The 24,858-nt window shown below is 62.4% G+C and carries 19 protein-coding genes; 4 read left to right on the forward strand and 15 right to left on the reverse strand.

What is annotated here, in order from left to right; all coding sequences use genetic code 11:
• Positions 1-64 precede the first annotated feature (64 nt).
• The gene (locus tag ICL81_RS00920) at positions 65-913 is read right to left on the reverse strand and encodes an HpcH/HpaI aldolase/citrate lyase family protein (RefSeq protein WP_188033129.1); all 849 of its coding nucleotides are present in this window, start codon (positions 911-913) and stop codon (positions 65-67) included.
• Entirely contained in the window at positions 898-1,683 is a 786-nt protein-coding gene (gene hpaH, locus ICL81_RS00925) for a 2-oxo-hept-4-ene-1,7-dioate hydratase (RefSeq protein WP_188022829.1), read from the reverse strand. Before hpaH ends, ICL81_RS00920 begins: the two co-directional genes overlap by 16 nt.
• A gap of 321 nt (positions 1,684-2,004) precedes the next feature.
• On the opposite strand from hpaH, the gene ICL81_RS00930 reads away from it, so the two are divergent.
• Positions 2,005-3,384: an MFS transporter gene (locus ICL81_RS00930; protein ID WP_188033130.1), complete on the forward strand. Its 1,380-nt coding sequence runs from the start codon at positions 2,005-2,007 to the stop codon at positions 3,382-3,384.
• A 311-nt stretch (positions 3,385-3,695) separates the two neighbouring features.
• Here the strand turns inward: ICL81_RS00930 and ICL81_RS00935 are convergent, their stop codons facing one another.
• Together ICL81_RS00935 and ICL81_RS00940 are read right to left on the reverse strand one after the other, a co-directional pair.
• Positions 3,696-5,156 (reverse strand): MDR family MFS transporter, encoded by a 1,461-nt coding sequence (locus tag ICL81_RS00935; protein ID WP_188033131.1) that lies wholly within the window; start codon positions 5,154-5,156, stop codon positions 3,696-3,698.
• Entirely contained in the window at positions 5,153-5,515 is a 363-nt protein-coding gene (locus ICL81_RS00940) for a DoxX family protein (protein WP_188022826.1), read from the reverse strand. The genes ICL81_RS00935 and ICL81_RS00940 overlap by 4 nt, the downstream gene beginning before the upstream one ends.
• 139 nt (positions 5,516-5,654) lie before the next feature.
• Here ICL81_RS00940 and ICL81_RS00945 point away from each other — a divergent pair, with 139 nt between their 5' ends.
• Positions 5,655-6,173, forward strand: coding sequence for a helix-turn-helix domain-containing protein (locus tag ICL81_RS00945; RefSeq protein ID WP_353055376.1), 519 nt, complete (start codon positions 5,655-5,657; stop codon positions 6,171-6,173).
• A 539-nt stretch (positions 6,174-6,712) separates the two neighbouring features.
• On the opposite strand, the gene solA is transcribed toward ICL81_RS00945, so the two are convergent.
• The 6 genes from solA to ICL81_RS00975 form a co-directional block, all read right to left on the reverse strand.
• Positions 6,713-7,885: an N-methyl-L-tryptophan oxidase gene (solA, locus tag ICL81_RS00950; RefSeq protein WP_188033132.1), complete on the reverse strand. Its 1,173-nt coding sequence runs from the start codon at positions 7,883-7,885 to the stop codon at positions 6,713-6,715.
• Between the two features lie 94 nt (positions 7,886-7,979).
• Entirely contained in the window at positions 7,980-9,107 is a 1,128-nt protein-coding gene (locus ICL81_RS00955; RefSeq protein ID WP_188033133.1) for a tyramine oxidase subunit B, read from the reverse strand.
• A gap of 126 nt (positions 9,108-9,233) precedes the next feature.
• Positions 9,234-9,812 (reverse strand): TetR/AcrR family transcriptional regulator, encoded by a 579-nt coding sequence (locus ICL81_RS00960; RefSeq protein WP_188033134.1) that lies wholly within the window; start codon positions 9,810-9,812, stop codon positions 9,234-9,236.
• Positions 9,812-11,356: an APC family permease gene (locus ICL81_RS00965; protein ID WP_251381595.1), complete on the reverse strand. Its 1,545-nt coding sequence runs from the start codon at positions 11,354-11,356 to the stop codon at positions 9,812-9,814. Before ICL81_RS00965 ends, ICL81_RS00960 begins: the two co-directional genes overlap by 1 nt.
• 288 nt (positions 11,357-11,644) lie before the next feature.
• Complete coding sequence (locus tag ICL81_RS00970) at positions 11,645-11,767, reverse strand: nuclear transport factor 2 family protein (RefSeq protein ID WP_188033415.1); 123 nt, start codon at positions 11,765-11,767, stop codon at positions 11,645-11,647.
• Positions 11,768-11,769: 2 nt separating this feature from the next.
• Positions 11,770-13,182, reverse strand: coding sequence for an aldehyde dehydrogenase family protein (locus ICL81_RS00975; protein ID WP_188033135.1), 1,413 nt, complete (start codon positions 13,180-13,182; stop codon positions 11,770-11,772).
• Between the two features lie 191 nt (positions 13,183-13,373).
• Between ICL81_RS00975 and ICL81_RS00980 the strand changes: the two genes are divergently transcribed.
• Positions 13,374-14,969 (forward strand): GMC family oxidoreductase, encoded by a 1,596-nt coding sequence (locus ICL81_RS00980; RefSeq protein ID WP_188033136.1) that lies wholly within the window; start codon positions 13,374-13,376, stop codon positions 14,967-14,969.
• A gap of 104 nt (positions 14,970-15,073) precedes the next feature.
• On the opposite strand, the gene ICL81_RS00985 is transcribed toward ICL81_RS00980, so the two are convergent.
• From ICL81_RS00985 to ICL81_RS01000, 4 genes are all read right to left on the reverse strand, one after another.
• Complete coding sequence (locus ICL81_RS00985) at positions 15,074-16,708, reverse strand: amidohydrolase (protein ID WP_188033137.1); 1,635 nt, start codon at positions 16,706-16,708, stop codon at positions 15,074-15,076.
• Positions 16,709-16,916: 208 nt separating this feature from the next.
• Complete coding sequence (locus tag ICL81_RS00990) at positions 16,917-17,945, reverse strand: helix-turn-helix domain-containing protein (protein WP_188033138.1); 1,029 nt, start codon at positions 17,943-17,945, stop codon at positions 16,917-16,919.
• 299 nt (positions 17,946-18,244) lie between these two features.
• Positions 18,245-19,984 carry a thiamine pyrophosphate-binding protein gene (locus ICL81_RS00995; protein ID WP_188033139.1) on the reverse strand — a complete coding sequence of 580 codons (1,740 nt, stop codon included), beginning with the start codon at positions 19,982-19,984 and terminating at the stop codon, positions 18,245-18,247.
• A gap of 165 nt (positions 19,985-20,149) precedes the next feature.
• Entirely contained in the window at positions 20,150-20,905 is a 756-nt protein-coding gene (locus tag ICL81_RS01000; RefSeq protein ID WP_188033140.1) for an IclR family transcriptional regulator, read from the reverse strand.
• Positions 20,906-21,043: 138 nt separating this feature from the next.
• Between ICL81_RS01000 and ICL81_RS01005 the strand changes: the two genes are divergently transcribed.
• Positions 21,044-22,957 carry an FAD-dependent monooxygenase gene (locus ICL81_RS01005; RefSeq protein WP_188033141.1) on the forward strand — a complete coding sequence of 638 codons (1,914 nt, stop codon included), beginning with the start codon at positions 21,044-21,046 and terminating at the stop codon, positions 22,955-22,957.
• Positions 22,958-23,549: 592 nt separating this feature from the next.
• Here ICL81_RS01005 and xseA read toward each other — a convergent pair.
• Positions 23,550-24,785, reverse strand: a complete 1,236-nt coding sequence (gene xseA / locus ICL81_RS01010; protein ID WP_188033142.1) for an exodeoxyribonuclease VII large subunit — start codon at positions 24,783-24,785, stop codon at positions 23,550-23,552.
• Positions 24,786-24,858 lie beyond the last annotated feature (73 nt).

Below are 24,858 nucleotides of genomic sequence, written 5' to 3' on the forward strand. Positions count from 1 at the left end.
TGATGATATTTCTTATCGTATACGATCTGGTTGGATTTGTGAAATGGCAAATCCTGGGAGCTTGCTAATAGCTCGCGCGAGGGGTGGATCCGCCGCCATCCCCACGGAAACTGTCGACGAGCGCTTCAGTCTGGCGAGCCAGAATCGCGACATCTGCGCCGACAGCGACGAAGGAAGCGCCGGCCGCAATATACCGATCCGCGTCCGCGCGCACGAATGCATTCACACCAACTGGCTTGCCAGCAGCCTTCGCCGCTGCGATGACGTCGAGTACGTTCGCGACGACATCGGGGTGGTTCTGCTGACCCAGTAGGCCCATTGATGCGGCGAGATCAGACGGCCCGATAAAGATCGCGTCAACGCCATCAACCGCAAGAATCTCGGCCGCGTTGCGAACCGCCTCTGCCGACTCGATCTGCACGGTGAGGCTGATGGTCTCGGATGCGCGACCGAGGTAGCCCTCGACGCGATTCCAGCGGGCGGATCGCGCAAGCGCCGAGCCAACTCCGCGGACGCCGCCGCCGACACTGCCGTCGGGGTAGCGCACCGCGCGCACGATCTGCTCGGCCTGTGCTGCCGAGTCGACCATGGGAATGAGCAGGTTCTGCGCGCCAAGGTCAAGGAACTGCTTGATCGTGACGGTATCGCCGTAGGGCGGGCGCACGAGCGGAGCGACCGGGTAGGCCGACATCGCGTAGAGCTGTGCGAGCACCGACTCGAGGCCATTGGGGGAGTGCTCTGCATCGAGCAGCACCCAATCGCAGCCGCTGCCGGCGACGATCTCAGCCGTGATGGGGCTGCCTGCGCAGGCCCACAGGCCGATGAGTGGGCGGGCGGTCTCAGGTGCGGCCGCTTCGGCCGTTTCTGCGAGACGCTGTGTGAGCGTTGTGGGGAGGTTTAGATGAATCGGCATGTGATCGATCCCAGTTCTGCGTAATCAGCGTGGACGGTGTCGCCGCGCTCCACCCACATGGGCTTCGTAAACGAGCCAGCAAGAATGATCTCGCCCGCCTCGAGTGACTGACCGTGCTGCGCGAGCTTGTTCGCAAGCCATGCGACGCCGAGAGCGGGGTGGCCGAGGATCGCACCTGCCACGCCTGAATCTTCGATGGTCTCGTTGCGGTACAGGAGCGCCTTTGCCCAGGTGAGGTCAACCTCGTCGACCTTGACCGGGCGGCCGCCGATGACCATGGCGCCCATCGCTGCGTTGTCACTGATGGTGTCTACGATCGTGCGGCCCTCGAGCTCGAGGTGAGAGTTGAGAATCTCGAGTGCGGGAACCACGTACGCGGTTGCGTCGAGCACGTCAAAGATGGTGACGTTCGGGCCCGAAAGCGGCTTAGAGAGCACGAATGCGAGCTCGACCTCAATGCGAACGTTTGAGAAGCGATCGAACTCGATGACGGCGCCCGACTCGTGCACCATGTCATCGTGGATGACGCCGTAGTCCGGCTCCGAGATGCCAGTGGCGACCTGCATTACCTTCGAGGTGAGGCCAATCTTGTGGCCCACGAGCTTTGCGCCGTTTGCGATGCGGCGATCCGACCATTCCTTCTGGATGGCGTAGGAGTCTTCGATGACCATGCCGGGGTAGCGGCTGGTGAGCTTCGGGAGGATGGTGCGGTCACGATCCGCCTGCACCAATTCCTCTGCAATTGCCTTGATCTGTGCCTGCTCGAGCATGTGCCCTCCCAATCTGCGACTGCGCTGCCGCGTAAGACTTGATCAAATCGTATACGATTCGCAGGCTCTTGTGCCAGCTTGAATTGGAGGAAATGTGTTCGATAGTTAAACATTGCCCTGGACGGGAATTTTCTCCGATCGGAGATGTGTGAAATGTGATTTGCGCCCGCGAAAGATCAGCCTTACGATGTTTGGAATCGTATACGATCCACTGGTTTGGTGGACAGTATGCACAGGCGCTCAATGGGTGGCGCCGCAATGTGGCGGCAATAGGGCGCTGTCACATTCACCACACATCCAGACAAGGAAGTCGGAGCAACGATGTCATCATCAGCTGTCACACCGGCGCAACAACGCGAGTTGCGCAAGGTGGCCGCGGCCACAGTAATCGGTACCACCATTGAGTGGTACGACTTTTTCCTCTACGCAAGCGCAGCGGGACTCGTCTTTAACAAGTTGTTCTTCGAGCCCGTCGGTTCGGAGTACGGCACCATCATTTCGTTCTTCACGGTCGGCGTAAGTTTCCTCTTCCGACCGCTCGGCGCTTTCCTGGCCGGCCACTTCGGTGACCGTCTCGGCCGCAAGTCGATGCTCGTGCTCACCCTGGTTCTTATGGGTGCCGCGACGACCCTCATCGGTGTGCTGCCAACCTACGCCCAGATTGGCGTAGCGGCACCGCTGCTGCTCGTGTTCCTGCGCGTGCTGCAGGGCCTTTCAACCGGTGGCGAGTGGGGTGCGGCAGTGCTCATGGCCGTTGAGCACGCCCCCGCTGGCAAGCGTGGCCGCATGGGCGCGTTCCCGCAGATCGGTGTGCCGATCGGCCTGCTGCTCGCATCGGGTGTGCTCGCGCTCATGACGGGTGTAATCTCGCCAGGCGAGGCTTTCCTTGAGTGGGGCTGGCGTATTCCGTTCCTGCTGAGCATCGTGCTCGTCATCGTTGGTTTCGCGGTGCGTCGTTCGGTTGAGGAGAGCCCGGTATTCACCGAGATCTCGGAGCGCAAGCAGCAGACCAAGGTTCCCGCAGCGCAGCTCTTTAAGAAGCACTGGCTGCTCGTGCTCTTCGCGGCATTCACCTTTGCTGGCAACAACGCCGCTGGCTACATGACCACTGGCGGCTACATCCAGAACTACGCAACCACCCCCATCGAAGAGGGTGGCCTGGTCGGCATGGAGCGTACACCCGTGCTGCTCGCCGTTGCCGGCGCCTCAATTGTCTGGCTGGCAGTGACCTACTTTGCCGCAGTAATCTCTGACCGCATCGGTCGCAAGAAGACCTACATTATTGGCTGGATCGCGTTCCTCGCGATCATCTTCATCCTGTTCCCGCTCGTCAACACGGGCAACGTCTGGCTACTCTTCCTCGGTCTATCGCTCTTCGCGATCGGCAACGGCTTCACGTATGGCCCGCAGGCGGCGTACTTTGCGGAGCTGTTCCCCGCATCGATCCGCTACTCGGGCGTCTCGATCACCTACGCGATTGGTGCCATCCTCGGTGGTGCGTTCGCTCCGATGATCGCGACCTGGCTCGTGAAGAGCACCGGCAGCGCATCGTCTGTCGCGTTCTACATTGCTGGTGTGCTCGTCGTCGCGTTCATTGCGACCATGCTGCTGCGTGATCGTACGGACATTCCGCTCGATCCTGACAGTGAAGAGATCCAGGAAAAGGGTCACTTCATCTGGGAGAAGGCGCACAACGCGTAATCTCGAGAACTGTTTGACGGAGGCCCGGTGCATTGCGCACCGGGCCTCCGTTGTGTGTGCGGTGTGCGGTGTGCGGTGTGCTGCGTGCTGCGTGCTGTGTGCTGTAGCTTCTCGCCCTCGTCTGGAAATCGACCGTCGGCCAAACGAAAACTCCGGTTTTCATGCTGACGACGGTTGATTTCTCGGTGGAGGTCAACGGCTGCCGCGGTTGGCCTTTGGCCAGTCGTGCTGTGGGTTGAGTGCTTTGCCTTGCCAGTAGCTCGCTGACGGTATCACCTAGTTACGTGATGGCCATGGGAGGCGGATGCAGATTACTGAGTTGGGGTTCGCTTCACGAACCAGGCACCAATTACCGCGAGAACTGAGAGCATCGCGCCGATCAGAAACGCGAACGCAATACCGTCAGCGCTTGCGGCAATGGCGCTTGCTCCTGATGCAGCTGAACTTGCTGACCGCACGCCGAGCACCGTTACAAACAGGGCTGTTCCAATGGCGCCGGCCACCTGTTGCACTGCGCCAACGGTTGCTGATCCGTGTGAGTAGAGCTGCGGAGTAAGCGAGCCGAGTGCACTCGTCATCAGCGGAGTCATCATCATCGCGAGCCCAAGGGACAGTCCAATATGGGCCGCGGTGACGAAAATCGGCGAGGTGTTCTCGGTGAGCTGGGTAAGCGACCACAGCACGGCACTCGCCAACATTGAACCGGGAATGACAAGAGGGCGTGGCCCGTAGCGGTCGAAGAGACGACCAACAAGTGGGGCGATAAGCCCCATAATGAGGCCACCGGGAAGCATGGTGAGCCCCGTAGCTACGGGATCGAGGCCGAGTACATTCTGAAGATAAATTGGAAGCAGAATGAGCGTTCCAAACATCGCTGCCATCATGATCGTCACAAGCGACAACGAGAGCGCAAATGGCCGTGAGGCAAATACTCTGAGATCAAGGAGCGCTCGATTTGCACGCTGAAGTACTAGTTGACGCCAAACGTATAGTGCGAGTCCGATGATGCCTGCAGCAAGCACAAGTCCGCCGGTTAACAGGCCGTCTGCGTTGCCAGATCCGATGGTTGAGAACCCGTACACAAGCCCACCGAAGCCGAGAGCTGAAAGCGGGATGGAAATTGCATCAAACGGCGTTTTTAGGGTCTCGCCAACGTTGGGCAACCGCAAGAAGCCTATGAGCAGCATCGCCAATGAAATCGGCAGGACGAACCAGAACAGCGCGCGCCACGAGAAAGCGTTGAGAATGAGCCCCGACACGGTCGGGCCAAGCGCAGGCGCGACCGCCATGACAATGGTGATTCGTCCCATAAATCGGCCACGTGACTCCGCTGGGATGAGCGCCATGATCGTGGTCATCAGCATTGGCATCATCATTGCCGTGCCGCCTGCCTGAATGGCCCGAGCGACGAGTAGTAGTGGGAAGGTTGGAGCGAGTGCTCCGAGTAACGTGCCTGCGGTGAACAGCGACATGGCGAGCGTGAAGATTTGACGTGTGGTGAAACGCTGCAGGAGATAGCCCGTTGTGGGGATCACGATTGCCATCGTGAGCATGAATGCCGTTGTCGTCCACTGCGCGGCGTTCAACGTGATGCCGAGGTCGGCCGTGAGATGCGGGAGTGCCACGCCCATCACGGTTTCATTCAGGATCGTGACAAATGCTGCACCGAGGAGAAGCCAGATTGCTTTGGTGCTGCTGACGTGAGTGGTGTTAGCACCAGTGGCAGGCAGGGGATGTTCTGGGGCGAATGCCCCAGACGAGTGCTCGCTCACAGTGTCACGAACCAAAGAACAGCAACAGTGATTCCAAGCAGCATGAGAATGATGTTCATGTAGAAGGGCTCTTTGAAGCGGCGGTGGGCGAACACTGCGAGGAACTGGATGACTGCCAGACCAATAGCAGCGATTGGCCCGAGAATGGCGACGAACCCGATGAGTGGGAACACAATCACGGCGATGGCGCCAAGAACTTCAGCGGCTCCAATGAACTTCACGCTGCCGGGGCTGAGCTCCTGCAATGTAGGCATTGGCATGTCTGCGTGCGGCTTTGCGAGCTTCATGCCGCCGGCCATCAGGAACATGAACGCGAGGATTCCTGAGAGCACCCAGGTGATGATTGAAAGAACGAGCACTGCGTCTACTCCATAAGTAACTAAATGTAACTGAGGTACAGTGAGTAAGTATCGGTTACGGGGTGGCAGGCACTGCAACGTGACTGAGTTACTCCCGTGTGACTGACTATGGGTTCACTAAAGCGGAAATGGAAGACTGATGAGTGGTCAAAACGTTACGGTGTATGGCGTAGAGACGCCGGACAAGCTTGGTGGGGAGACAGCGGTGTTCGCCGAGGGCGCAGCCTCCGACCATCAGCTGGTCAGGTCAGCGGGGCATGATGAACCGCGAATGCAACATATTTGCGCGGTCGATGACCAACAGGCCGAGGTGTTTCGGTCGATCCTTGCACGCGTGGGTGATAAATGGAGCATGATGCTTATTGGCATGCTGCAGCAAGGCCCCTACCGTTTCACTGAGCTTAAACGGATGACTCCGGGTATCTCGTCGCGAATGCTCACCTTCACGCTGCGGCAGCTCGAACGCGACGGGCTCGTCGAGCGGACGGTGTATGCCGAGATTCCGCCTCGTGTCGAATACCGAGCAACCGTACTCGGGAGCACGCTCGTCGGACCAGTCATGGCAATTGCCGAATGGGCATTGACTCACCAAACCGAAATTGTCGCGTTCCGTGATCGATATGACCATGCGCAGGATGAATCGTCCTCCGCTCGATAGGACGGGAAGGGTCGGTTCTGGTCGGGTTGGGTCAGTCCTGGTCTGATCTGGTCAAGCAAATACTGCCGCGGTTGGCCGTGGGCCAACCTTGCCCTTGGCAAGATTGCTGCGGGTGAGCTTTGGCCGCGGTGTTATCTGCACTGGCGGAAGGTGCGGCGGGGATTTGCCGTAGATATGCGTTCTGCCCTCAATCGCGTATTTTGTGCTCCAAATTGCATATCTACGGCCGATTACATATTTACGGCAAATCACACTGTGCCCGGCGCGCAGGCAACAGCAGACGCAAGCCAACACGCCATCGGCAAGGCTCGGCGATAGCCGCGCCGCGGCAGACCCATATGCTGCGCAGGCCTGGCGGGTGGCATCCCCAAAGACCCGTGGGACGAAGGGCCGATCGACTCACCGTGGGTATGCAAAAAGACCTTCGGTAAGACGAAAGCAGCAGAATTCGTCTTACCGAAGGTCGATTTCAAGCCGAAGGCAAAACCACCCCAACGGCGAGCGAGAGCAGGCCCCGGGCACAGCCCGGGATCCCGTATTTAGTGGCCACCGCCCGTGTAAGGGCCGGTCTTCGCGAGGCGTTCCATGTGAGCAGCCAGTGCGAAGCGCGGATCGATGGTGTTGTCTTCGCCCGTGACGAGCTGCGCGGCCCACTCGCCGATCTGCGGAGCGAACTTGAAGCCGTGCCCCGACAAGCCTGTTAGCGTCACGACGCGGCCGCTTTCGCTGCGGTCGACGACGGGCAGGCGGTCAGGAGTGTACGCGCAATGGTGCACGCTTTCGCGTACTGGCTCGGGGTTGATGCCGTCGAACAGCTCTGCTGCGCGCTGGCCAATCTTGATGAGCTCCTCGCGGGTGTGGTGCTTTGGCACCTCAGCAACATCGCGGAACACCGGCCACTCCGGGTTCGTGCACGCCTTGAATGCGTAGCCGTCGAAGCTCGGAGCACCGAAGAAGTGCACGGGGCCGGAGTCGCGCAGGAACACGGGGAACCTGTCTGGCACAAACGCTGCGGGGTCGCGAGGCATGAACCAGGTGAGGCCAAGCACCTGCAGACGGAGGAGTTCGTCGAGCTCGGGGGAGAGGCGCGTCGACCACGAACCCGAGGCAACGACCACCGACTGGGTAAGCCACGAACCCTGGGTGGTGCGCACGACGACACCGTCTGCTCGCTCTTCAATGCCGATGACCTCGGTATTGAAGAACAGGCGTGCGCCGTTGCGCTCAGCGACGTCGAGGGCACTCATGACGGCGACCTCGGGGCGCAGCCCACCGCCCTGCTCATCGAAGAGCGCGATGTCGTCGTCGCTGATGATGTGCTGCGGGAATTCTGCGCGCAGTTCCTCTGCCGAGAGCACGCGGTGCGGGAGGTCGAATTCCTTGACGGTGCCGAGCGCGACCTGCAGGTCGGGGAAGTCAGCGGGAGCAATGCTCAAGCAGCCGACCTCGGTGTAGATGTCGCGGCCTGAATCTGCTTCGAGCTCGCGCCAGAGCGTGCGCGAGCGCTGGATCATGCGAACGTAGGTGCCACCCTCGTGCACCGCGGTGCGGAACACGCGTGACTCGCCAGCGTACGAGCCGTGCGAATGCACGCGGCCGTACTGTTCGATGCCGACGACGTCGAGCCCCTCACGCTTGCTCAGCTGCCAGAGTGCCATCGAGCCGACAGCGCCGGTGCCGATGACGAGGACGTCAGTTTTCTGAAGTTCCATTTCTCTTTCCTCCGTAAATCTGTGTGCGTTGTGTGATGAAGGGCGCGGATCGTGTCCCACGGCCGTGATCTGCGATCCGCGCCCCACTGGGTGGTTAGGCGAGTGCGGGCTTGTCCCACAGGTTCAGCTTGGTGCCGATGCCCTGCTCGAGTGCGTTGCGGTAGATCTTTGTTGCCCAGGCTACGTCTTCGGTGGGCATGCCGCCGACCGAATAGATGAAGATCTCATCGTCGTGCTTGCGTCCGGGCGTCTTGCCGATGAGGATCTCACCCATATCTTCGAACTGCTCGGGCTGCATGCGGCCCTCGCGGATGCGGTCGACAAGATGCATACCCCAGATGCCAACGGTCTCGTGTGCGGGAGCGGGAAGCTCCTCAGCCCATGCCTGATAGATCTTGCGTGCGTCGGCGACGTGGCGCGAGCGCAGGGTGAGTTCCTCGTCGAGGGCGAGGTGTGCCGAGCAGCAAATGAATGCGCCGGGCTTGACCCACTCGCTTGCGACGTAGGGGTAGTTCTCGGAGCCCATCGGGCTCGGCACAGCGATGCTCACGATGTCTGCGTCGCGCACCGCGTGCTCGATATCGGCAACCTGCTCAACGATGAGGTGCGGGAAGGTTTCGTTTGTCCACGCTGCGAACGCGTCGATGCTCGACTGGCTGCGGCCGGCGACTTTGACGGTCGTGATGCCGGGGCGCGCTGCCACAAATGCCTCAAGGGAGGTGCGGTTCATGGGGCCGGGGCCGACGATGCCGACGACCTTGGCGTCTTCGCGCGCGAGTTCCTTGGCGCCAACGCCGGGGATCGCGCCGGTGCGGTACGCGCTAAGCAGGTTGGCGCTCATGATCGCGAGGGGTGCGCCGGTGTCCTTGTCACTCAGGGTGAACATGAGGATGGAGCGGGGAAGCCCCTTCTTCTTGTTCTCGACGTTCGAGCCGTACCACTTGCAGCCGACGGTCTGGAATTCACCACCGAGATAGGCGGGCATTGCCATGAATCGGCGGTCGGGGCCATCGAGCGGCATACCGGCAAACGGTGACTCGGTCGGGAAGAAGATCTGTGCACCGTGCGAGTTGTTCTCGCTGCCGGCCATGCGGTAGTCGCCAGCTGCGAACAGTTTGAGGAGGTCGCTCATGGTGTCGACGCATGCGGCCATGTCGGTCACGCCTGCCGAGATCATGTCCTTCTCATCGAGGTAAAGGAAGTCGATCTGGGTGTCGGTCATGTGTATCTCCAATGATCTGTGGTTGGCGTGTGTGGGGCGCGGATCGGGACTGCTGATCCGCGAAAACTGTGGGGCCCTGTTCTGCGGTGTGCGTGGGCACGGTGTCGCAACAGTGCGAGCTGAGCGTTATGTCTCGAGTTGCGCTGCAGACTTGATGATCTGGCGCAGGTAGTGCAGTGCTGGTTCGATCTCGCCGGGATTCACGAGCTGTTGGAAGACCATGCCGTCAAGCGCGAACCAGATCGTTTCGGCGAGGCCGGCTTGGTGTAATCCGAGGTGCGCGAGTTGGGCTGAGATCGCCTCGCGGTAGGTCTCGTAGTAGCGGTCGACGTGTGGCCGCAGTTCCGGGCGGCGGCGAGATTCGAGCAGGAGCTCGTACTGGAACGCGTGAATGTCTTCTTGGCGGCGGGCGAGCGTCTCGAGCCCGGCGGCGAAGTCGCGATAGCTTGCAGACGGCTGACGCATGCTCGAGGCTTCGAGGCTCTGGTCAATGGAGTAGTCGAGTGCCAGCGCGATGAGTTGGTCTCGGCTGCCGAAGTGGTACCTGACGAGGCTGTGCGAGACGCCTGCCTCTGCCGCGATTGCGCGGTAGGTGAGGGCGCGCAACCCACCCTTCGCGACGACGGTGACCGTCGCGCGAAGGAGGGCGTCGCGGCCCGGCTGAGCAGAGGCGACCTGCTCAGCCGGGAGTGTGGTCGTCGACATTACTCGCCCACAACCTCGATGAGCTCGGTGCCGTACGCGCCTGGCTCGGTGCCGTGACCGATCTGCTGGTACAGCTCCGGCTTGCGCTTGCGCAGCACGTTCGCCCAGATCACGCCGATCACGAGTGCCAACACGATGATGCCTGGCAGCAGGAAGGTGGTGAGGTCGGGCTGTTCCTGATCAAGCATGAGCTGGAAGTTCATGAGGATCATGATGAACATCGTCACGAGCAAGATGCCCGAGAGTGCGGGGGCAATGATCCGCACCCATGCGCTCTTGCCGTGCGGCATGCGTCGGAAGTACCCAATCACCGCAAACGCCGCGAGACCCATAAGGAGCACGAGGCCGGCAGCGCCGGTGTTCGTGAGCCAGGTGAACATTGTGAGCACGGGGAAGAGGAATGACATGTCGCCAAACATCGCTTCTGCGCCGCCGAATGCGTCGCCTGCGAGCGCAAAGCCAGCCACGACGACTGCCGCGATGATGGTCTGCGTGACCGAGCCAGCCCAGGGAGCGCCCGACTTCGTGGTGCGAGCGAAACTCTGGGGGAGTACACCCTCGCGACCGAGCGAGTACAGGTATCGGGCGACCGCGTTGTGGAAGGCCTGGAGCGCCGCGAAAAGGCTCGTGATGAACAGGATTGTCATGATGTCAGCGATGAGAACTCCGACGTGGTCGGTCATGAAGACGAACATGAGGTCAGGGCCGAACTCGCGCGACGAATCTACGATGGCGCTCGGACCGATGCCGACCGAGAATGCCCACGCGCTGAACGCGTAGAAGAGGCCGATGATGGCGACCGCTGCATAGGTGGCGCGGGGGACGGTGCGCTTGGGATCCTTGGCTTCCTCACCGTAGATCGCGCCCGACTCGAAGCCCATGAATGCGGCGACGCCGAAGACAAGAATGAGGCCAAGCTCGGGACCAAAGAGCGCTGCGGGATTCAGTGCAGCGGTGGTGACGCCCTCGGGCGCGACCGTGAACGACACAATGTCGAAGATGATGACGGCAACGAACTCGAGTGCGACGAGAACGCCGAGCACCTTCGCGCTGAGATCAACGCGGTTCACGCCGAGAATCGCAACGACAATAATGCAGAGGCCGACCCAGACCCACCACGGTGAGGCGAAGCCAAACTTGGCTTCGAGGAATACCGAGAGCTGGAATCCGAAGAGGCCGTAGATGCCGATCTGCATCGCGTTGTACGAGACGAGCGCGATGAACGCGCCGCCGACGCCGAGCGCACGGCTCAGGCCCTGCGAAACGTAGGCGTAGAACGCACCGGCGTTGGTCACGAAGCGGCCCATTGCGGTGTAACCGACGGTGAACAGCGCGAGGATCGCTGCGATAAGTAGGAAGCCAAGCGGGACGCCGAGCGAACCGGTGACTGCGAACGAGGTGGTAACGCCGCCAGCAACCACGGTGAGTGGTGCAGATGCGGCGATGATCATGAGCGTGATTGATGGCACGCCGAGCACGCGACGGCTGAGGCCTTCGTCACCGGCCTCGGTCGCTTGCGAAAGCTGTTGGTCTTGCAGGGTCATCGTTGATCTCCTTCACGGGCTGGCAACGCTGCCGATGCGCTCCATGTAGCGCGCGAATCCCGTTCTTCTCAACGAGTGTAAATACGGGACTGTCCAACTGGAAAGTCGATCCGTGTGCTGGCAGTGCACGGGGTATGACAATCCGTGCAGGGTTCTTGGGCGAAGCTGATCCACGCCCCAGAAACGCACGAAGGGCGCCGTAGGAATTCCCTACGACGCCCATCTGAGCGATCGGTGCGATCCGCCACCAACGCGGGTGCGGGTACGGATCGGGCCCGCGCTCCCGACCTATGCGACGGTCGTGAACACCTTGCTCACGATGCGCCAGCGGCCGTCGATGCGCACGAGGCCGAACTGGTTGTGGAAGTTCGCACCGAGGTACGCCGTTTCTTCCAGAATGGCCTGCTTTATTCTTAGCCGCTGATGACGTGGGGCTCGGCGACGGCCTTGAGGCCCTCGACGCCGAACTCACGACCGTAGCCCGACTGCTTCGCGCCGCCGAAGGGAACCATAGGGTGGAGTCCGCCGTGCGAGTTGATCCAGGTCGTGCCAGCCTGCAGACGCGACGCGACCGCAATGGCCTTCGCGCGATCGCTCGACCAGACCGACGAACCGAGACCGAACTCGAGCGCGTTTGCCTGCGCGATGACGTCGTCAAGATCGGAGTAGCGGATCACCGGAAGTGCGGGACCGAACTGTTCCTCGAGGACGAGCTCCTGCTGGGGGTCAATGTCGGTGATGATCGTGGTGGGGTAGAAGTTGCCCGGTGCTTCACGGTCAGGGTTGCCACCGAGCGCGACGGTCGCGCCCGAAGCCTTCGCCGACTCGACAAGACGATCAACAACCTCGAACTGCTTGCGGTTCTGCAGCGGACCGAGCACGTTCTGCTCTTCAAGGCCAACGCCCATCGGGACCGCGGCGGCAAACTTCACGAGCTCGGCGACGACCGCGTCGTAGACGTCATCGTGCACGTACAGGCGCTTGAGTGCTGCACAGGTCTGACCGGTGTTGATGAAGGCGCCCCAGAAGAGATCCTCGGCAATGGCTGCCGGATCCACGTCGGGAAGCACGATGCCAGCGTCATTGCCGCCGAGCTCGAGCGTGAGGCGGGTGACGTTGGGAGCCGAAGCCTCGATGATGTTCTTGCCGACCGGGGTCGAACCGGTGAACATGATCTTGCCGATTTTCGGGCTGCGGGTCAGCGCGTCACCGACGGTGCGGCCGGGGCCAGCAACGATGTTCAGCACGCCCTCGGGCAGCACCTGGTTCATCACCTTCACAAGTGCGAGCACCGAAAGCGCGGTCGTATCTGCCGGCTTGATGACGACGGTGTTGCCTATGCGCAGCGACGGCGCGATCTGCCAGATCGAAATCATGAGCGGCCAGTTCCACGGCGAGATTGCGCCGACGACACCGATCGGGCGGTAGTGCATCTCTGCATAGCCCGACTCGTCATCAATGAGTACCTCGACGGGAAGCGGAGTATCAGCGGGAGTGCGGGTCCACGCAACGCAACCGCCAACCTCGAACCGAGCGTTCGGGCCGTTGAGTGGCTTGCCCTGCTCACGTGACAGGAGTTCAGCGAGCGCCTCAGCCGAAGCCTCGATCGCGTCAGCTGCCTTGTGCAGGTAGGCCGAACGCTCCGCATCGCTGAGCGCCGCCCACGCGGGCTGCGCAGCTTCGGCGGTATCGATTGCTGCTTCGAGATCCGCGATGCTCTGCACCGGTGCGTCACCGATCTTCGCGTCGGTCGCCGGGTCGAATACCTCGCGGGTTTCACCGCTGGTCGGGGTGATCGCTGCAAGCAGCTTCTCGTAGGTTTCCATTGGAGCCTCCACTTTGAGTCCTGTAGTTGCTACCAGGCTACGCTTCAGGTCGCAGCGAAGGCTTGTCGCCGCAGGAAGCGTCGTTGACTTTCCGTGCCGAGGTTGAACTTCCGGCCGCAAGCAGCCCGGCGTGCGTGAAAGCCTGCCAGGAGACTCGCGAGCACCGTCGCCGCGATAGAGAGGACTCACCAATGCCGGAACAGTCGACCACCGAAACCTCACCGAAGAGTGTCATCGTCGTTGGCGCGGGATCTGCAGGATCGGTCGTTGCCCGCCGTCTTGCCGATGCTGGCGTCACCGTCACCATGCTCGAAGCTGGTGGTGAAGACACGAATCCAGCGATCCACGACCTCAGCCGAGCTGGCGAACTCTGGCACAGTGCAGACGACTGGGACTACTACACCACCCCGCAGGCGGGAGCTGCCGGCCGCCGCATGCATCTGCCGCGCGGCAAAGTTCTCGGCGGATCACACGCCCTCAACGCCATGATCTGGGTACGTTGCTCACCCCTCGACTTCGACCACTGGGCAGAGCTCGGCAACGACGGTTGGGCGTGGAACGACGTGCTTCCTGTTTACCGCGACATCGAGAACTTCTCTGGCGGAGCATCCGAACTGCACGGTGACCAGGGCCTGCTCGACGTCACCGATGACTATGAGCTGTCACCCATTCAGCAGTCGATCATCGACGCGGGCATTGAAGAAGGTCTTGCGCACAACCTCGACTACAACGGTGACTCGCTCGAAGGAATCTCGAAGCAGCAGGTCACCATTCGCGACAGCGAGCGTCTGAACACCTACATGGCCTACCTCAAGCCCGTGCGCGATCGGGTCACCGTAGAAACCGGCTGCCGCGTCGACGAGCTCCTGTTTGCTGAGGATACGGCTGACGTGGCAGGGAAGGCTGCCGGTGCTGATCCGCGCGTCATTGGTGTGCGGATCACCCAGAACGGAGAAATCCGCGACCTGTATGCGGATGAGGTCGTGCTGGCTGCAGGTGCAATCGACTCACCGCGCGTGCTACTGCGCTCGGGCATCGGCCCGGCGGAAGAACTGCGTGCAGTGGGCATCGAACCGCGCGTTGACCTGCCCGGCGTCGGCAAGAACCTGCATGATCACCTGCTCGCGCCGGTCATCTTCGACACCGAGAAGCCCATCGATGTACCGCGAGCTGGCGTCTCCGTCACACAGAGTCACCTCTTCTGGAAGAGCCGTCCCGAACTCGACCGTCCCGACACTCAGCCCATCAACTTCTCCGTGCCCATGTATGGTGAAAACCTTGAGCCCCGCGGCGACAACGCCTTCTCGCTCATGGCTGGTCTCGTCACGCCAGCGGCCCGCGGCGAGATCACGCTCTCTGGCCCCGGTGCAGACGATCCCATCAACATCGATCTCGGCGCCCTCGGCCACGAAGACGACGTCGCTTCACTCGTCGCTTCGGTACGCCAGTGCCGCTCAATCGGCCGCCAGCCCGCGCTCGCCGCAAGCGTTGTAGACGGCGGTTGGGGTGCAACGGAGATCTATCCCGGCCCCGAGATCGGCGACGGCGAAGACCTCGTCGAATACGTACGCCAGACGGTCGCGACCTACCACCACCAGGTTGGCACGTGCAAGATGGGGATCGACGAGCTCGCAGTGGTGACGCCGCGCCTTTCGGTGCGCGGTGTCACCGGATTGCGCGTCATCGACGCCTCGGTAATGCCTCGCGTCTCAACCGGCAACACCAACGCACCCTCGGTGCTCATTGGTGAGCAGGGCGCGAAGTTCTTGTTGGCGGGGGAGCGGTAGAAAGCGTACCTTGTAACACTGCGAAGAGCTGGTGGCGCACACGAGATCAGTTCTCTGGTGATCCACCAGCTCTTCGAGTGTCTGGAGCGACTGAGCGACTGAGCTTACGCCGCAAAAACCTTTCGCCCAGCAAACCACGTCTCCCGTACTGTGGTCTGCACGAGCTCACGCTCGGGCTGCGCGAACGGGTCGCGGTCGAGGAGTACGAAGTCAGCCGACTTGCCGACCTCGAGCGAGCCGGTCTCTGCGTCCAGTCCCATCGCGGTCGCGCCGTTGATCGTGAATGCGCGGATCGCCTCGTCCAGCGTGATCGCCTGCTCAGGCCAGAGCGTGCCGGAGTAGGCGCCTGTTGGATCCTCGCGGGTGACTAAGCCGTGGATGCCTTCCCACGCGTTCGGCGAGGGGGATACAGGCCAGTCGGATCCGCCAGCAACAAGCGCACCAGCGTTCAACAAAGACCGGTTGGGCTGCATGTGCCCGGCGCGTTCGTGTGGGAGCACCTCGCTAATGGCCTGAGCAATGGGGCCAGGAACCCAGATGAACGGTGAGATATCGGCCGCTACGCCGAGTTTCGCGAAGCGAGGGACATCGTCGGGATGGACGAACTGGCCATGTGCGACTTGGTACTGGGGCTCGGTAATGCCCTCCGTGCGGAGCTCTTCGACAACGTTCAACACGGCGTGCACCGATGCGTCGCCGGTACAGTGAATCTTTGCGGAAAGGCCAGCTTTAGCCACACGTCGTAACCAATCACCGAGCTCGTCGTGTGAGAGCAGCGTCTCGCCATGGAAATGATCGCCGTGGGTATCATCTGGGAGATATGGCTCCAGGAACGAAGCAGTACGGGTTGGTGGCACTCCATCGAGGAAGATCTTTACAAAGTCCGGTCGATGGTGCTTGGTGCGGAACTGTTCGCCCGTAAACACAAGGTCATCGCCCACCTCTGAGTAACCAAAGATCTCGTCGTTGACAAGGAGCGAACTCACCACCCATGCGTTCAACTCGTCGCCTTCGTCAAGGGAGCGAAGCGCCTCAAGAATGTGAGTTGATACACCAGCGTCCTGGAAAGCGGTCACCCCGAAAGAACTGAGAATCTCAATGCCGCGGCGCGATGCCTCGCGCTCCTGCGCGGCAGTGAGTGCACCCTGCGCTTCGGCTGCGAGAGACACGGGCAATGCCGCGGCTTCGAGCAGTACGCCGGTCGGTTCGCTGTTCTCAAGGAGTACGCCAGGCGTGGCCGGGTCGATGTCGGCAAGTTCCATGGCTCGGGTGTTCGCCCAGCGGTTGTGGAGCGAATCGTCTGCGAGCGAGACCGGGCGGCCGCCCGCTGCCTCATCAAGTAGTTCGAGCGCGTCACGGGTGTTGACGGCGTCGAGTCGGTCGCTCGCCCATGGCCCGCCGGTGATCCAGGCGTCGGCTGGCAAATTCGATGCATACTCGCGCACCGCCGCAATGATGTCGTCGAGCGTTGCCCCCACCGGAATCGCCAGCTCGTACAGGTCGGTCTTGCCCGCGAGGAAGTGGTGATTGTGGACGTCGACCAGGCCGGGCATGACGAATGCACCGTCAAGCTCACGAACCTCGGTCTGGCCGGTTGCGTAGCCGGCGATCTCTGTGGCGGATCCGACTGCCAGCACCCGGCCCGCCGTGATCGCGATGGCCTCTGCCCACGGCTGCTCGGTGTTGGCGGTGTAAACCCGGCCATTCGTGAGGATCAAATCTGCGGTGGGGTGAGACATCAGCGGCTCCAGGATCGTGGCTGCTCCCAACATTGGGAGGCTATACGAAGAATTAAATTCTCCACGCGTAGAACTTAGCACATTGCGGGGTCATTTGCCGGAGATATGCAATCGGCCATCAATATGTTGTTTGGGGCCTGATTTGGCATATCGACGGCGGATCGCAGATGCACGGTAACAACCTGCGAGTGTGGCGGATCCGCCGAGGCTACAGGTGGCGGAACTCGCTCGGCGCGACCCCATATGCCGACTTAAATACCCGGCTGAAGTGCGCTGCGTCGGGGAAGCCCCAGCGGCTGGCGATTGCCGAGACGGTGCGATCCGCCAATACCGGATCGAGCAGGTCGGTACGGCAGCGCTCGAGACGGCGCTCGCGGATCCACGTCGACACCGTCGTTCCCGACTGCTTGAACAGTGCGTGCAAGTGGCGCGTAGAAATGAAGTGGGCACCGGCGATCGAGCCAGGCGACAGCGTGGGAGAACCGAGGTGGAGCTCGATGTAGCTCGTGATTTTCTGGAGCATCACCTGGTGCGGATCGCGCTGCGCGGGGTCAGCGTCAAGGATGCTCGAGAACAGCGTGCTCATCAGATCGAGGCTCGTGTGCGCGAGCTTAGCGCGCAGGCGCTCGTCAAGCGGAGACAGCTGGGTAGGGAACTGAGACAGGAACGCGGTGACCACCGGGGCAAGGCCACGGTTCTCGGTGTTCAGCGACGTAGCGGTGAGCTGCTCGGTGAACGATATGGGAAGCTCGAGGCGATCTTTGGGGAACATCATGATGAGGTTCCGGAAATCTTGGTCGAACAGCAACGAGTATGGGCGCGAGGTGTCATAGACGGAGAGATCACCGGCACGCAGGACGGTCTCGCGCCCATCCTGCACGAGAATGCTCGAACCAGACAGCATGAGACTGACCTTGTAATACCCGCTCCCACCGGCCGCGATGGTTTCGGCGGTCCGCTCCACGAGGTGTGGGCGTGCGACGACCTCGGTGAAGACGACGTCGTCTGCGTGCTCGGCAGAGGTACGGCCCACGAACGGTTCGTCTCGCTCGGTGGTGATCTTGAGAGGTACAAATGAGGAGCTGATGAGGCTATTGAACTGCTCGATGCCGCTGGTGGCGTCGGCGTGCTGCTGGTGGAGCTCGTATGACGGCTGATGCGCTGCTTGCTCTGCTCGCCGCTGCGTTGCGGTCTGGGCAGCTTCGTTCGACGCTGGCCGCGACTGTGCGATCTGCATCTGTACTCACCTCGTTGTTGTGCAGTGCGATGGGGCAAGCCCACCTTCCTTGCCGAGAGACTACACCCAGTTCCTTGGAAGGTCACCTTTAGGTGTGACACAGGTGGGGACAAGGCTCGTCGGGGTCGGACCAGAACAAGCCCGCACGTGAGCAAACCCCGCGAAAAGGGGCTTTTCTCTCGAAAACCAGGGTTTCATACGCATGAAACGGGTGATCTCGACAGAAAAGCCCCTTTTCGCGGGGTTCGCCGGGTTCGCGGGGATTCGCGGCACTCGTGCCACAAAGGCCAAGACGCGAACTACTCCACGTCGAGCCCGTTCACGCGCTGAATCTCGCGCTGATACTCGGCGACGACCGACTGCGAGACGCGGCAGTCGAGCACGATCGTGCCGCGCGCGCCAGCTTCGGTCCAGTCGCGGAGCGCGTCGAGATCCGCCAACGACGACACCACGACGCCAGTCGCGCCGAGCGCGGCAGCCATGCCGGCGAAGTTCGCGTCGGGGATGAGCATGGGCGCCTGGTCGAGACCCATCACGCCGTACAGGTGCACCTCGGCGCCGTACGCGCCATCGTTCCACACGACAACAACGAGGCTGGCAGAGGTGCGGATCGCGGTCTCCAGATCAGCGAGCGCCATCAGGCCGCCGCCGTCGCCCGTCGTGAGGACGGTCGTGCTCTCGGGAGCTGCCGCTGAGACGCCTGCGACCGTCGAGAAGCCGAGACCGATGGTCTGGTAGGCGGTGCCGACCATGATCATGCGCTCGGGCGATGCGATAGGCCAATACATGTTCGCCCAGCCGAGGAAGTGGCCACCATCTGAGGTGACGTGGCGATCCGCGGGAAGTAGCTCGCCAACGCGCGTTGCGACAGCGCGCGGATCGAGTCGCCCATCAGCGCACACGCCTGACGGGTGCTCGTCGAGGCCCGAGCTGCGATGGCGGCGCTCGCCGCCGGGTTCGAGGCCAGTGACGGTGTCGCGCCACGGCGCGGAGGTAGGTGGGGTGGCCGCGATCCGCGCCCCGAGCTCGGCAATGACGTCGCGAGCGTCGCCCTGCAGGAGGACGTAGTCGATGGGGGAATTGGTCTTGGGCGCAGGGACATCCGCCGCATCAACGCGGATCACGCGCGTGCCAGCGCCGAACAGATCGCCGAAGCGCATGGTGAACTGGTTGAGGCTGGCACCAACGACGAGTACGACGTCGGCTGATTCGATGACCTCCATCGCCTGGATCTGGCCGAAGCCGCCGGTGACGCCGAGGTCGGTGGCCTGGCCTGCGAAGAGTCCGCGGGCGAGGGCCGTCGTGGAGGTGATTGCGCCGAGATGATCGGCGATCGCGTCGAGCTGGGGTGCGACGCCAGCGAGGTGCGCACCGCGGCCCGCGATGATGACCGGGCGGGCGGCCTGCGACAGCGCGAGCGCCGCGGCATCAAGCTGCGACGATGCGACCGGCGCCACAGCGGTGGGATCGAGGGCGGGCAGACTTGCATCGGCCGCGGTGCCTGCGGCTGGGTGATCCGCGCCCGTTGCCTCAGCGGGGGCTGCGACCAGGTCGTACGGAATCGCGAGGATCACTGGTACCTGCGCCTGGAGCGCGTAGGCGACGGCCTCATCGACCGTGCGGGCGACGTCTGCGAGGCCGAGCGTGAATGTGCGCACGCCGATAGCGGTCGCGTGCATGGTCTGGTTGACGTCCCAGGGGCGTGGGCCGGAGCTCGGCTCATCTCCCACGACGACGAGCATCGGGGTGTGGGCCTGCGCGGCTTCGGCGAGGGCGGTGAGGGCGTTGGTGAATCCGGCGCCATAGGTCGTCGTGGCGATTGCGATCTTGCCACTCACGCGGGTGTAGGCGTCGGCTGCTGCAACGGTTGCCGCCTCGTGGCGCACCGCGGTGTATGGGACGCCGACCTTGCCGAGGTGATCGATGAGGTGCGCATTGCCGTTGCCCATGAGGCCGAAGCTGCGATCAGCGTGCTGGGCAAGCGCGTGAGCGAGAGTCTGCGTGAGGGTAGGTGTCAGCGTCTGAAGAGGTGAAGACATCACAGGTCCTTAGGGTCGAAAAAATCGAGCGAAGAGATTCCGTGTATGTCTCGTCTGCGGCATCAGTGCCGTGACAGCAGTGCCCCTTTTTCGCGCACCTTACCCGGCCGGGCCGGGATACACCTGGCCGAGCTGGACGAACTCAGTGTAGAGGCAAATTATTGATCAGCGGTAGTTCTGCGAGATTTTTGCTGCAGCGCTATGCAGTGTGTCTACGATTTCGTCGACAGACTCTGGAAGTGTGAAGTGCACGATTGCGAGGGCTGCTGGGGGTTCGCCAACGATCCGCAGCGGGACGGCGAGGCCCGAGACTCCGTTCACAACCTCATTGCGACTTACCGCGTACCCGGCTGTGCGAGCGTCGATCGCTGCGTCACTGAAATCGGCGGATCCCAGCAGCTCCAACCGCTCTGGGGCTGACAGTGAGCTCTCGATCGCGTGGCCAGGGGCGCCGCGATCGACCGAGTGCCGCACGCCAGGGTCGCGCGCAATTGAAACTTCAACACTCGATGGCTCGACCGTTGCGAGAGTGACCACCTCATCGGCGTCGAGCACCGTGAGGAAGGCCGTCATGCCGAGCGTATACGCGACGTCGGTGACGACCGGCAGGGCGGCGGCGTGCAGTTCGGGGGCGACACCGCGCGACAGGGCGGTGAGTTTTGGGCCGAGGCGGATCCGCCCAGCGTCATCACGCACCACGAATCGGCGGTGTTCCAGCGTGCGCAAGATGCGATACGCGTTTGAGCGGTGCACGCCGAGGCCCTTCGACAGCTCGGCGATGGTGAGCGGGGCCTTCGCATCGGCGAGAAGTTCGAGCGCTTCGAGGCCGCGCAGCAGGGTGAGGGACATCGCCGCAGCCTCTGACTGAGTCGGGGCGGGGGTGCTGTCGGGTGACGTGCTGCGTGCGGGCGCCGTTGCCATGAATTCTCGATTCTTCGCCGGGAAAGTTGTGTCATCTCAGAATGCGATTTATGCTGAGTGTGCGATTATCGGAATCGCTGTTCGATAATCGAACAATATCGTAAACGAAGGCTGTTTGCGATACGAAATGGAGAAACAATGCAGTTCCACCACCACGGTTATGTGTCGACCGATCCGCGCGTACGCCCCGCAGCAGGCGTTGGCCTCGACCGCCCGACAGACCTGCCCGATGAGATCGACGTACTCATCGTTGGCTCCGGCCCCGCCGGCGTCGCAGCAGCGGCTCAGCTCGCTGAATTCCCGAATGTGGTGACTCGCATCGTTGAGCGCCGCGACGGCCGACTCGTGCTCGGTCAGGCAGACGGAATTCAGGCGCGCAGCGTTGAGACCTTCCAGGCGTTCGGATTCGCCGAAGAGATTATCCACGAGGCGTACCAGATCACCGAGACTTCGTTCTGGAACCCCGACCCCGAGAACCCCGCCAACATCATCCGCACGGGCGTCACCCCTGACGATCCCGCTGGCATCAGCGAGTTCCCGCACCTCATCGTGAACCAGGCTCGCGTTATCGACTACTTCGCCCAGTTCGCCCGCCAGGCACCCGCCCGTGGCGAGGTCGACTACGGCTGGGACTTCGTTGGTCTCGAGGTCGGCGAAGGTGAATACCCGGTTGCGGTGACCCTCCGTAAGGTGTCGGGCCACTCCGGCGCTGGCCTCAACGCTGAGCGCTCGGCTGACGCGAACGACGGCGAGACTCGCGTCGTGCGCGCCAAGTACGTGATCGGCGCAGACGGCGCGCGCTCGAGCGTTCGTCGTTCAATCGGCGGATCCTTGCAGGGCTCCGCCTCCATGCACGCCTGGGGCGTCATGGACGTACTTGCAGTCACCGACTTCCCCGATATCCGTAAGAAGAGCATCATCCACTCGGAGTCAGGCAGCATTCTGCACATTCCGCGTGAGGGCAACCACCTCTGCCGCATCTACGTTGACCTCGGCGAGGTCGACGAAAACGATCACGGCAAGGTGCGCGAGACAAGCCTGGAGCAGATCATCGCGCAGGCCAACTCGATCATGCACCCGTACAGCCTCGATGTGCGTGACGTTGCATGGCACAGCGTCTACGAGGTCGCACACCGCCTCACAGACCGCTTCGACGATGAGACCACTTCGCCTGACGGCAAGTGCCGCGTCTTCCTCATGGGTGATGCCTGCCACACGCACAGCGCGAAGGCCGGCCAGGGCATGAACGTCTCGATGCAGGATGGCTGGAACCTTGCATGGAAGCTCGGTTACGTCCTCTCTGGCCTCAGCCCCGAGTCGCTCCTCAAGACCTACTCGGAAGAGCGCCAGGTCGCTGCGAAGAACCTCATCGACTTCGATCACGAGTGGTCGTCGCTCATGGCGAAGAAGCCCGAGGAGTTTGGCTCGCCCAAGGAGGTCGAGGAGTTCTACGTGCGCACCGCCGAGTTCCCCGCGGGCTTCATGACGCAGTACGAGCATCCGATGACCACTGGGTCGGCGGATCACCAGCACCTCGCAGCCGGCTTCCCCCTCGGCAAGCGTTTCAAGTCGGTCATGACGACTCGTGTTGCTGACGCGGTCGACATTCACCTCGGACACCACCACCGTGCCGACGGCCGCTTCCGCGTCTACGCCTTCGCTGATGCATCGGGCGAGCAGCTCGAGCAGTGGGCATCGTGGATGTTGAACGACGAGGCCTCGCCCGTGCGCAAGTTCACTCCCGCCGGCGCTGACATTGACTCGGTGCTCGATGTGAAGGCGGTCTTCCAGCAGGAGCACCACAGTGTCGATATCTCGAAGGTGTCGAAGCTCTTCCTCCCCGCGTCAGGCCCGTTTGGTCTCACCGACTACGAGAAGATCTATGCGGCACACCCCGGCGAGGGCACGGACATCTTCGACCTGCGCGAGATTTCGCGTGATGGTGCGGTCGTGATTGTGCGACCTGACCAGTACGTTTCGGCGGTGCTCCCGCTCGACAAGCCTGAGCTTGTAGCGGAGTTCTTCGCAGGGATTCTGACCCCGCAGGTCTAGTGAGCTGAGCTGGCCCACTCGGCCAACTCACCAGCCCAGCCTCGCGGCCGCGCAACCCCGCGAGATCGACCCGTTCTCTCGAGAGCACGAGTTTCTACGCGTAGAAACCACTCTTCTCGGCAGAAACGGTCAATCTCGCGGGGTTTGTGCTGGCAACTGCCGTTCCCAACTGCAATCGCTGCGGTCTCAAAAGGAAACCCCACCAAGCTGCCAGGGGCTAATGGTCACGCGCCAGCGAAATGCGGGGCGCTAAGCTGCATGCCCACAGCCAAATGAAATTCACCAGGATAGGCAAACGTGGCGCATACTGCGCCGCCTCCCAGCTCAGAGGGCGCGGCCTGCGGCCGCACGTGATTCCTACAGCCAGCGCACATTTGAGGTGGAGCGGTGCTCAGTACGCCTCAGCAGGTGCCGAATTGGGGCGCGGGCCTGGGGCTACCCCCTCGAAAACCACCCTTTCTCCCGAAAAGGCCCCTTTCTTGCGTATGAAACACCTTGTTTCGGGAGAAACGCAACTGTTCGCGGGGTTCGCGGGGTTGGCGGGGTTCGCGGGTCAGGCAACAGTGAGGAGCCAGCGGGCAGCGCGCAAAGACTACGCAGCCCCGCCAGAGGTCGCCGCGATCCGCCCACCGGCCACGGTCACGCGCAAGGCAGCACCAGCCGGCGCATCCTCGGGCGATGAAACCACAGCACCCGGTACGCCAGCGGAGTCAACCACCTGCGCGATCGCGTACCCACGTGCCAGCGTGCCCTGCGGTGATAGAGCTGCCAGCCGCGCGGCAAGGTGTGAGCCCTCGCGCGATCGCTCCTCGATGCCGCGCTCAACGAGCTCCTGGCCGCGCGCGATCCAGCGCACAAGTTCTTCAGACCGTTCGTCGACCAAACGCTCAGGCGTCGCCAAGACGGGACGCCCGCGCAGCTGCGCCACCCGATCCGCCTCGTGCGTGAGCAGCTGGGTAATGCGCGAGGTCATGCGTGAGCGCGCTTGGTCGATGCCGGCGAGCTCTTCGCCCACATCCGGAACCACGCGCTTCGCCGCATCAGTCGGGGTGCTCGCGCGCAGGTCGGCAACCTCGTCGAGGAGGGGGCGATCCGCCTCATGGCCAATCGCACTCACGATCGGCGTTTGCGCGTTCGCTGCCGCACGCACGACGCTCTCGTCGCTGAACGGCAGGAGGTTCTGGAAGTCGCCACCGCCGCGGGCGACGATGATGACGTCGACTTCGGGATCCGCGTCCAACGCGATAATTCCCGCGGTCACCTCGGCCGCAGCGCGATCGCCCTGCACCGCTGAGTAGTGAATTTTGAACTGCACGCCCGGCCAGCGCAGTGTCGCGTTGCGAATGACATCTTTCTCGGCGTCGGAATCGCGACCGGTCACGAGGCCGATCTTGCCAGGCAAGAACGGCAGCTGACGCTTGCGTGACACGTCAAACAGACCTTCACTCTGCAGCTGGCGGCGCAGGCGCTCGAGGCGCTCAAGTAGCTCACCGATGCCAACGTGTGACAGGTCGAAGACCTGCATGCTGAGCGATCCGCCCTTCACCCAATAGCTCGCCTTGACGAGCGCGATCACGCGATCGCCGGGGGCAAACTCGCCCGTGAGGCGTGATGACACCGAACGCCAGATGTTGAAGCTGATCGTGGCGTCCTGAGTGAGGTCCTTGAGCTTGCCGTAGACGTTGCCGCCACGCACGTTCCACTGCGTGATCTCGCCTTCGATCCAGACCTGACCGAGTCGGTCGATCCACCCCGCGAGCTTTTCGCTCATGAGCCCAACGGGCCACGGGGCATCACGGGTCGCTGGGGTCGTTCCTGCTTCGGCCATGACACCCAGAATACCCGCGTAGTATCTAGGGTTATGAGCGACGTTCTGACTTCTGCATCCGCCGACTCTCCTG

The organism is Leucobacter sp. cx-328 (assembly GCF_014530035.1).
Classification (GTDB): domain Bacteria; phylum Actinomycetota; class Actinomycetes; order Actinomycetales; family Microbacteriaceae; genus Leucobacter.

Coding starts and splice junctions, on each gene's coding strand:
- ICL81_RS00920 (WP_188033129.1), bottom strand. CDS start 913: ATGCCGATTCATCTAAACCTCCCCACAACGCTCACACAGCGTCTCGCA.
- hpaH (WP_188022829.1), bottom strand. CDS start 1,683: ATGCTCGAGCAGGCACAGATCAAGGCAATTGCAGAGGAATTGGTGCAG.
- ICL81_RS00930 (WP_188033130.1), top strand. CDS start 2,005: ATGTCATCATCAGCTGTCACACCGGCGCAACAACGCGAGTTGCGCAAG.
- ICL81_RS00945 (WP_353055376.1), top strand. CDS start 5,655: ATGAGTGGTCAAAACGTTACGGTGTATGGCGTAGAGACGCCGGACAAG.
- solA (WP_188033132.1), bottom strand. CDS start 7,885: ATGGAACTTCAGAAAACTGACGTCCTCGTCATCGGCACCGGCGCTGTC.
- ICL81_RS00955 (WP_188033133.1), bottom strand. CDS start 9,107: ATGACCGACACCCAGATCGACTTCCTTTACCTCGATGAGAAGGACATG.
- ICL81_RS00960 (WP_188033134.1), bottom strand. CDS start 9,812: ATGTCGACGACCACACTCCCGGCTGAGCAGGTCGCCTCTGCTCAGCCG.
- ICL81_RS00965 (WP_251381595.1), bottom strand. CDS start 11,356: ATGACCCTGCAAGACCAACAGCTTTCGCAAGCGACCGAGGCCGGTGAC.
- ICL81_RS00975 (WP_188033135.1), bottom strand. CDS start 13,182: ATGGAAACCTACGAGAAGCTGCTTGCAGCGATCACCCCGACCAGCGGT.
- ICL81_RS00980 (WP_188033136.1), top strand. CDS start 13,374: ATGCCGGAACAGTCGACCACCGAAACCTCACCGAAGAGTGTCATCGTC.
- ICL81_RS00985 (WP_188033137.1), bottom strand. CDS start 16,708: ATGTCTCACCCCACCGCAGATTTGATCCTCACGAATGGCCGGGTTTAC.
- ICL81_RS00990 (WP_188033138.1), bottom strand. CDS start 17,945: ATGCAGATCGCACAGTCGCGGCCAGCGTCGAACGAAGCTGCCCAGACC.
- ICL81_RS00995 (WP_188033139.1), bottom strand. CDS start 19,984: ATGTCTTCACCTCTTCAGACGCTGACACCTACCCTCACGCAGACTCTC.
- ICL81_RS01000 (WP_188033140.1), bottom strand. CDS start 20,905: ATGGCAACGGCGCCCGCACGCAGCACGTCACCCGACAGCACCCCCGCC.
- ICL81_RS01005 (WP_188033141.1), top strand. CDS start 21,044: ATGCAGTTCCACCACCACGGTTATGTGTCGACCGATCCGCGCGTACGC.
- xseA (WP_188033142.1), bottom strand. CDS start 24,785: ATGGCCGAAGCAGGAACGACCCCAGCGACCCGTGATGCCCCGTGGCCC.